The sequence below is a fragment of the Pseudodesulfovibrio sp. genome, from assembly GCF_028692895.1.
Taxonomy (GTDB): domain Bacteria; phylum Desulfobacterota; class Desulfovibrionia; order Desulfovibrionales; family Desulfovibrionaceae; genus Pseudodesulfovibrio.
The window spans coordinates 1-8,956 of the sequence record NZ_JAQUWN010000104.1 but is presented as its reverse complement, the minus strand read 5'-3'; the positions used below and the strand labels follow the sequence as shown (position 1 = coordinate 8,956).

At 63.6% G+C, this 8,956-nt stretch carries 6 protein-coding genes; 2 read left to right on the top strand and 4 right to left on the bottom strand.

What is annotated here, in order from left to right:
• The first annotated feature begins 161 nt into the window (after positions 1 to 161).
• Positions 162 to 536 carry a sulfite exporter TauE/SafE family protein gene (locus PHP91_RS16435; RefSeq protein WP_300143276.1) on the top strand — a complete coding sequence of 125 codons (375 nt, stop codon included), beginning with the start codon at positions 162 to 164 and terminating at the stop codon, positions 534 to 536.
• Between the two features lie 21 nt (positions 537 to 557).
• On the opposite strand, the gene PHP91_RS16430 is transcribed toward PHP91_RS16435, so the two are convergent.
• The 3 genes from PHP91_RS16430 to PHP91_RS16420 are packed head-to-tail and all read right to left on the bottom strand — an operon-like array spanning position 558 to position 4,952.
• Positions 558 to 1,916, bottom strand: coding sequence for an HlyD family type I secretion periplasmic adaptor subunit (locus PHP91_RS16430; RefSeq protein WP_300143274.1), 1,359 nt, complete (start codon positions 1,914 to 1,916; stop codon positions 558 to 560).
• A 9-nt stretch (positions 1,917 to 1,925) separates the two neighbouring features.
• Positions 1,926 to 3,617: an ABC transporter transmembrane domain-containing protein gene (locus PHP91_RS16425; protein ID WP_300143272.1), complete on the bottom strand. Its 1,692-nt coding sequence runs from the start codon at positions 3,615 to 3,617 to the stop codon at positions 1,926 to 1,928.
• Between the two features lie 54 nt (positions 3,618 to 3,671).
• Positions 3,672 to 4,952 (bottom strand): TolC family protein, encoded by a 1,281-nt coding sequence (locus PHP91_RS16420; protein ID WP_300143269.1) that lies wholly within the window; start codon positions 4,950 to 4,952, stop codon positions 3,672 to 3,674.
• Between the two features lie 246 nt (positions 4,953 to 5,198).
• Between PHP91_RS16420 and PHP91_RS16415 the strand changes: the two genes are divergently transcribed.
• Complete coding sequence (locus tag PHP91_RS16415) at positions 5,199 to 7,430, top strand: adenylate/guanylate cyclase domain-containing protein (protein ID WP_300143266.1); 2,232 nt, start codon at positions 5,199 to 5,201, stop codon at positions 7,428 to 7,430.
• Positions 7,431 to 7,499: 69 nt separating this feature from the next.
• Here the strand turns inward: PHP91_RS16415 and PHP91_RS16410 are convergent, their stop codons facing one another.
• Entirely contained in the window at positions 7,500 to 8,690 is a 1,191-nt protein-coding gene (locus PHP91_RS16410; RefSeq protein ID WP_300143264.1) for a putative sulfate/molybdate transporter, read from the bottom strand.
• Positions 8,691 to 8,956 lie beyond the last annotated feature (266 nt).

Below are 8,956 nucleotides of genomic sequence, written 5' to 3'. Positions count from 1 at the left end.
CCGGTATTTCGGCCAGAAATGGCCGGAAAGAGCCGGAATTGAGCCCAAGCGGGGTGCGATCACAGCATCAAATCGAGTGCAGAGGGCAAGCCGGGAACGAAAAGAGGTGATGCGCAGAGGTCTCTATCGTCTTCACCCTGCACCAGATTCTCGTTCGGCCCGTGTGCCGACCTCTGGGCCGGGGCTGGACCCTGACCGCCGGCTTCATCTCCGGCCTGCTGGCCGGGAGCATCGGCGCAGGCGGCCCGCCGGTAATCATCTACTCCACCCTCTGCCCCTGGGACAAAGACCGTTCAAAGGGCACCCTCGCCATCTTTTTCCTGATTTCAGGGATAGTCGTCGCCAGCACGCACGCAGCCTCTGGCCTGACCACTGCCGAGGTGGTCCACCTCTTCCTCATCTCGCTGCCCGCGCTGGCCCTGGGCATCCTCGGCGGAACCTTCGCCTACGGCCGCATCTCGGACAGGGACGCGCGCCGCCTGGCGCTCTACCTGGTGCTGGCGCTCGGCTGCCTGATGGTCTGGCGGAACCTGTAACGGCCCGGCCCACGGAGCTGGCTACCGCTCGTGGAAACCGTGGTACAGGGTGTCGAAGTAGGGATAGAGCAGGTATTCCATCACCGTGCGCTCGCCGGTCTTGATGGCGACCAGCAGGCGCATGCCGGGATAGAGCTGGTAGCGGCGGCCTTCCTTTTCGAAACGGTCGCTTCTGGTCTCCACCAGGACCTTGTAGAAGGTGCCCTGCTCCGGGACGGTGACGGCGTCCGGGCTGATGTTCGTCACCTTGCCCTCCAGCTTGCCGAACATGCGGGCGTCGCGGTTGGGCAGGGTCACGGTGGCGGGCTGGCCGGGCTGGACATATCCGATGTCGCCCAGGGCGAGGTGGGCCTCGATGATAAGCTTGTCGCCTGCGGGCACGATGTCGAGCACGGTCATGCCGGGCTGGACGACCTCGCCCACGCCGCGCACATAGACGGTCTTGACGATGCCGTCGATGGGCGCGCGGATGACGGTGCGCTGCAGGGAGTCGGTGGTCTTGCGCAGCCGCTGGGTGAACTCCAGGACCTCGCGCCGGGCCTTGCGCAGGGCCTCCTGCACCTCCTCGTGATGGGAGCCGTAGATCTTGTCCAGGGCGTCATCGGCCGCCGCCAGGGCGGACTTGGAGCGGGCCAGGGCGGCGGCGTCCTCCTGGATGCGGCTAACAAGATTGGATTCTTCCTTGAGGAATCCCAAATGCTTGTAGCGAGTGGTCAATTTTTCCTTGAGCAGGTCCTCGCTGATCCGAATCTGCTCGCGCAGGTATTCCAGGCTCTGCCGCTGGTTGCGGATGCGGACCACGATCTCGTTGATGTCCTGCTGGCGTTGCTTGATCTTTTCCTTCTGGCCGTTGATATCGCTGACGAACCGGTCCCGCCGGGCGTTATAGAGGTCCCGGGCCTGGGCGATGATGACCTGCGGCAGGTCCTCGGGAAACTGCGGCTCGATGGCCGATATGTCCGCATTCGGCGGTGTCGCCCCCCCGGTGTTGGCGGCGGCCGTGGCGTTGTCCGAGCCGTCCTGCAAGTTGGCGTACCAGCGTGATTCCGCCTCCAGCCGGGCGATCTCGGTGCGCAGAGAGTTGATGCGCACGTTGATTTCTTCCACCGTGGAGTCGCTGGCCGTGGCCTCCAGCACGATGAGCGGCTGGCCAGCGGCCACCTTCTCGCCCTCGCGGACCTTGATCTCGTGGACGATGCCGCCCTCCAGGTGCTGGATGCGCTTGACCCGCGAGCTGGGAATAACCTCGCCCATGGCGTTGCTGACGATGTCGAGCGGGCTGACCGAGGCCCAGAGGAAAAAGCTGACGCAAAAGGCTGTGCAGAGATAAAAAAAGGACCGCGTGGTCTTGTCCAGGCCGAATTTTCCGTTTTCGCGCATGACCGGCCCCTATGACGTGAGCGTCGTCCCGGCTTCCGGAGCGGGCTTCTTCTTCTGGACGCGCCCGACCTTGGGAACCGGCTTGGAGTTCAGGTCGATGACCATGCCGTAGCCCTTGACCACGTTGGGGTCGCGGGAAACGGCTACGATGGTCGTGCCCCGCTGCACCAGGAGGTTCATCACCTGGAAGATGGCCTCGCAGCCCTCCACGTCCAGTCCCTCGGTGGGCTCGTCAAACACCGCAATGCGCCCCTCTCCCATCAGGGCGCGGGCCAGGGCCAGTCGCTTGCGGATACCCATGGGCAGGCTGCGGCCGCCGTCGGCGATGACCGTGTCGATGCCGGTGGGCGTGCCGTCCAGGAAACGGCGCAGATCGGCCAACCGCACGATTTCGTTCAATTTGGCGTCGTCCACGTCCGGATTGAGCAAGGTGATGTTCTCCCGGTAGGTGCCGTTGAGGAACATGGGCTCCTGGGGCAGGTAGACGACCTGGGTGCGCCACCAGTCCGCCGCCAGTTGGCGGAGGTCCACCCCGTCGGCCAGAATCTGGCCCCGGCCGGGGTCGAGCAGGCCGACGACGAGCTTGGCCAGTGTGGTCTTGCCCGTGCCGTTGGCCCCCAAAACGCCGACCACGCTGCCGGGCTCGATGACGGCGGACAGCGACTCGAACAGCGGGCCCGTGGCGCCGGGGAAGGCCATGGCCACGTCGTGGAGTTCCAGCCGTCCCGAATATGCCTTCATGGCCTTGCCGCCACCGGATTCGCGCGGCAGCGAGGAAAATTCGTTGATCATCCGCAAGGCTTCGTCCGCCTTGCCCATCTGGAGCACGGACTGCATGAAGCTCGACGAGATCTGCAACGCCTTGGCGGAAAGGATGCTCGCGCCGATCAGGGAGCCCACGGAGAGGTCGCCGGAGACCACCAGCTTGGCGCCCACGGCGTAGATGGCGACCTTGAGCAGGGAGTTGAGGACCGAGACGATGGCCAGGGACCAACTGCGCTGGTTGACGACGCGCTCCCGGACCTCACTGAGGCGGTGGACCTGTTCGTCCCAGATCCGGTGGAGGTGCTCGCCGCCTCGGAAGGCGCGGACCGTTTCCGTCCCGGTGATGGCCGAGTTGACGCTGCTGCGGTGACGGAGCGACTCCTCGCGCATGGCGTTGTCCAGCTTCTTGGCCCGGTCCATGTTGAGCTTGCCCGCCCCTACCGTGGAGACCACGGCCAGGAGGGTGATGACGGCCAGCGTGGGGCTGAGGACGAAGATGGCCAGGACGAAAAGGATAAAGAACGGCATGTCCAGCACCGAGGCGATGCGCGAGGCCTCGTAGGCGGACTGGACGATCTGCGGCCCGGCCAGCACGTCCTGGACGCGGGCGGCCGGGATGCGCTCCATGGCGGCTGCCTTGGTTCGGGCCAGACCGTCCAGCACCCTGGCCTGGAGCCGATGGTCCGGCTCTTCGCTCACGGCCGAGCACATCCTGGTGCGGACAATGGAAAATCCCATGCCCAGCACCAGGGCGATGAGCATTCCCATGGTCAGGGTGTAGAGCGTGCCGTCAAAACCATAGCCGATGTACCGGCTCAGGATCTGGATGACGAAAATGGGCGAGGCGAGATAGAGGATGTTGACGAAGAACGAGGCCACGATGATTTCCGCGGCCAGCGGCTTGTGGAGGAACAGCCGTCTGAAAAGCTCGTGCATGCCAAATCCTTGCGGCCGGGCCATGCGACGGCGCGGCCACGCGACCCCTCGCCGTTACAGGTCGTGGGTGATGTTCTCGGTGATGAGACCCATCTGGTACAGCAGGGAGTAACCGGCGATGATGATGTCGATGTCGGTGGCGACCTTGGCGCTGATGGAGGAAATATAGTCCCGTTCGCCCACGAGGATATCGAGCAGGCGGACGTCCTCGCCCGTGGCCTTCTTCTTCTTGACCAGGCCGAGGAATTCCCAGGTGATGTTGGCCTGGTTCTCGTACAGCTCGGCGTTCTTTTGCAGGGTGGTCAGCTCCTGCCACGCGTTGCGCACGCTCTCCTCGATGGTGCGGCGACGGTCCAGCAGGGACTTCTTGGTCCGGGATATTTCGGACTGGACGGCCTGGACCTCCTCGATGTCCGAAAAGCCGGAGAAGATATTGTACTCCATCTGGAATCCGGCGCGGCCTTCGGTGCGCACGCCGGGCGTGCCCTGGTCGTTCTCCTTGCGCTCCCCTTCCAGTACGGCGTCGAATCTCGGGAAATACTTGGACTTCCGGCTGCGCAGGTCGCCCTGGAGCCGCTCCTCCGAGTACTTGGTTTCCAAAAGCATGGGGTTGCTGTCGAAGGCGATGGCGATGGCTTCGTCCACGTTGCCGGGCAGGTATTTGCGCGGCAGCGGCACCGTGTTCATGCCGCCGACTTCCTTGATGGAGGGGGTGAACCCGAACACCGACTTGAAATTGTTCAGGGAAATCTGCAGCTCGCGCTCCTGGGTGACCCGATAGGACTGGGTGCCGGCCAACTGGCCCTTGACCTGGAGCTCCTCGTAGGAATACCCGGCGCCGCGCTCGACGAGCATCTCCTGCATTCCGGAGAGCTCCTTGACGCTCTCCTCGGACCTGCGGGCGTACTTGAGCAGTTCGCGGGAGCGGATGACGCGCAGATAGGCGGCAATGCCAAGTGAGATGATCTCCTGCTTGGTCTGCTCCACCACGGACTCGGATTCCTTGACCCGACCCTGGGCCGCGTCGATGGAACCAGAAACGCCGCCGAAATCGTAGAGCAGTTGCTTGCCGGTGAGGGTCATCTGGTTCCGGTTCATCTGGGTTTCGGCGGAACCGGGCTTGCTCAGGTTCTCCCGACCGCCCTCCGCGGAGGCGTCCACATGCGGATACCAACCGCCGCGCGCGCTCTCGTACTGGTGCTGGACGGATTTGAGCTGGGCTTCGGAAGCGAGGATGCGGTCATGGGTCTTGACGAGGTGCTGCAACAGGTCGTCCAGCTTCAGCGACCGGGCGTCCTCGGCCAAGGCGGCAAGGGGCGCACCCAAAAGCAACATCAAGGTAAAAATGCTGGCGATTGCATATCTGGTCAGGCTTTTCAAAACCGGCCCCCGCATGTATATTGATCTTGGCGTAATGGAAATATTACAAATCATTTCGACATATTGCCGTCAGTCCATACAAAATAAACATCAGTACAATAAATAAATAATAACCAGATGGCAATAGAAATCATATTTTGCCTTGAATCTTGCCCCATTATGTCAAACGTCCGCCAAGCCGTTTCCGGAGGATGCATCTGAATGCTTAAAATCATCAAGAGAGTCTTTAAAAAGGACCAACTCATCCTGCTCGGGACCGGCCTTGCCGCCAGCGTGCTCATGGTCGTCCTGTTCGCGGTGCGGCCGACTTTCCTGACCTTTCTCGACTACAAGCTCTATGACCAGTTCCTGCGCCAGTATCACGACGCCAACGCCACGGACGTGCCCGTGGTCATAGACCTCGACGAAAAAAGCCTGAAGGAACTGGGGCAATGGCCGTGGCCGCGCTACCGCGTGGCCATGCTGCTCAAATTCCTCCAGGCATACGGCGCCAGCGCCGTGGCCACCGATATCATCTTCGCCGAGCCGGACCGCACCTCTCCCGACGTCCTGCGGCAACAGCTCAAGAAGGAGATGAAGGTCGACATCAAGATCGAAGGACTGCCCCCGGCTCTGGCCGACAACGATCTGCTACTCGCCCAGAATCTCAAGACCGGGCCCTTCGTGCTGGGATTCGATTTCCGGACCGGCGAGATACCGAAGGAAGACGGTTCCCCCTACGGCTCCACCGACTGCTTCATCCGGCCCATCACCGTATCCGTGCTGACCACGTCCCCGGACGCGCCCTCGCCCCACGACATGCTCTTCAAGGCCACGGACGCCGTCTGCCCCCTGCCCGTCCTGGCCACGGCCGTCAAACGGACGGGATTCATCACCATCGCCCCGGACATGGACAGCGTCTACCGCCGGGTGCCGCTCCTGTTCAGTTGGAACGGCAAGTTCTACCCCAGCCTGGCCCTGGCCGCGCTCATGCAGGCCACCGGACTCAAGTCGCCGGTCATCAAGATGGGGCCGGGCGGCGTGGAGTCGTTCCGGATCGGCAACGTGGTCATCCCCGTGGACGGCCGGGGCCGAATGCTCATCAACTATCGCGGCCCCATGAAGACCTTCCGCTACATCAGCGCGTCGGACGTGCTGAACCGCAAGCTCAAGCCCGGCGAACTCATGGGCAAGATATGCTTCATCGGCGCCTCGGCCTCAGGACTCAAGGACATCCGGGCCACCCCCCTCGACCCGGGCTATCCCGGCGTGGAGGCCCACTGCACCATCATCGACAACATCCTCTCCAAGGAGTTCCTGAACACCCCGAACTGGGCCAAGGAGCTGGAGCTGTTCACCTTGCTGGCCGTGGGTTTCATCACCACTCTGCTGCTCGTCTGGACCCGCGCGGCCTGGCTCATCCTCCCCCTGCTCGGCCTGGGCTGGGGCATGTGGTACGGCTCGGTCAAGCTCTTCACCGTGCAGCACTACTACATCTCGCCGCTCTACGCCTACATCAATCTGGCCCTGACCTTCACCCTGCTCACGGTCATCAAGTTCTGGCGCGAGGAACATGCCAAGAAATTCATCCACGGCGCTTTCGCCCACTACCTCGCCCCCTCGGTCATCTCCCAGATCATGGACAACCCGGACGCCCTTTCCCTGGAGGGCCAGGAAAAGGACATCACCATCCATTTCTCGGACATCCGCAGCTTCACCTCGCTCTCCGAGAAGCTGAGCCCGACCCAGGTCACCAACCTGCTTCACGACTACCTGACGCCCATGACCCGGACCATCACCGAGCACCAGGGCACGCTGGACAAGTTCATCGGCGACGCGGTCATGGCCTTCTGGAACGCGCCGCTGGACGTCGAGCACCACCAGGCCAAAGCCCTGGACGCGGCCCTGGCCGAGCTGTCCAAGCTCGACGAACTGAACGAGATTTTCATCGGGAAATACGGCTTCACCATCGCCATCGGCATCGGGCTGCACTCCGGACCGGTGCGCGTGGGCAACATGGGCTCGGCCGACCTCTTCGACTACACCCTCATCGGCGACAACGTGAACCTCGCTTCCCGCCTGGAGGGGCTGACCAAGTACTACGGCCAGAAGCTGGTGGTCAGCCAGACCATCGCGGACGCCTGCGAAGGGGAATACCGCTTCCGCATCCTCGACCGCGTCCGCGTCAAGGGCAAGGTGGAGCCCGTGACCATCTACACAGCCTACACCCTGGATCAGGCCGCCGCGCGAGAGACGGAGCTGCGGCGCTACGACATCGCCCACGCCCTCTATCTGGAGCAGCGCTTTGGGCAGGCGAAGAACGTCTTCGAGGAACTCAGGGGGCTGAACGTCGAACCCCTGCTCTACGACCTGTACATCGAGCGGTGCGACCAGCTCATCGCCTCGCCCCCCGGCGAGGGATGGGACGGCGTCTTCACCCACAAGACCAAGTAGGATTCGCTAAAATGGCGTCGCCGGGAGCGTTGTCCCGGCCCTATGGCGTCGTCGGGGACGGCGCCCGCGTCACACGTGCGCCTTGCCGGACTTGAGCGCGAAATAAAGGCCCGCGCCCACCAGATAGCCCAGGGCGAGATTGGAGGCCAGGGTGACTGCCGCAATGGCCAGGCACACGAACAGGTCGCTGCGCTCCTTCATGTCCTGGACGGTCAGGGCGAGTTGCCCCCCGCCGAAAAAGAGCAACACGCCAAGCACCGACATGGGGATCATCCGGGCGACCAGCCCGGCTTTTTCGCCCAGGAACAGGGCCAGGGACGCGAACAGTCCGCCGATGATCAGGTTGGACCCGGCGCTGCGGGCCCCGAAGCGATAATGCGTGGCCAGCCCCCCGGCGCCATGGCACATGGGCATCCCGCCCAGCAGGAACGAGCCGATGTTGGCCAGCCCCATGGACAGGCACAGGGCCCTGTTCGTGGTCCTGGCCGAGTCAGGACCGAAGAGCTCCCGGGCCAGGTCGGCATTGGCCACCACGGCGTTGCCCAGGGTCATGGGAAGCTGCGGCAGGGCCAGGACGAACAGGGCCGTGCTGAACGTGGCGAGGGAGGTCATCTCGGCCGGCAGGAACGCGGGAAGCGCGGACCCGTGGTTGAAGGGCTCGCCGCCGTTGCTCAGGATGATCCCGGTCGCGAGCCCGAAGCCGACAACGACCAGGGCCGCCGGAACCTTCCTGCTGTCCAGCAGAAAGAACGTGGCCGCAAAGGCGACGGCAGCCAGAATCCAGTTCAGCGGGACCGGCCCGATGGTCTGGACGGCCAGGAACGGCTCGGCCGCGTGGTTGGCGACCTGGAACGACGAGGTTCCCAGGGCGAAACGCGCCCCCTGGGCCATGAGCAACAGGCCGGTGGAGAGCTGCACGCCCCGGATCACGGGCCTGGGGATGTAGCGGGACAACCGGGTCATGGCCCCGGTCAGGCCGATGATGACGAGCATCACGCCCACCAGCAGACCCGCGACGAAAATCTGCTCCCTGGGCAGGGCCATGGCGATGGCCAGGGAGCTGATGACCTTCATGGGTTGGACCGGGACGGTGGTCCCGAAATACAGCCCGGCCGCGATGTAGAACAGGCCCACGCCGAGGAAAAGCCGCTGGGGATCGATCCCGTTGACCATAATCAGGCCAGCGGCCATCGGCAGGAGCACCCCGAGATCGCCCAGGGAGCCCGCAAATTCATGCCGGTTGATTCGAATCGGAATCATTCGCCCATCCTTTGGGTTTGCAGTCCCGCGACATATAATCCGAATATGATCCATTTGTCATGAGCCTCCTTGCGAAATGGTTCGATATTTTTTCGGGGGGGGAGGCGATCCGCCGGGCGAGCGCAAAAAAAGCGGGGCCGCTCCGATGGAGCGGCCCCGCCATGCCGTCGTTTGCTGCCGAGCTCTAGGGGTTGTTGAGCATGGCCTCGATGAACTAGTCGGGCCACAGGGCCGGGGACGGGTCCCCTTCCATGAGCCGCTTCCTG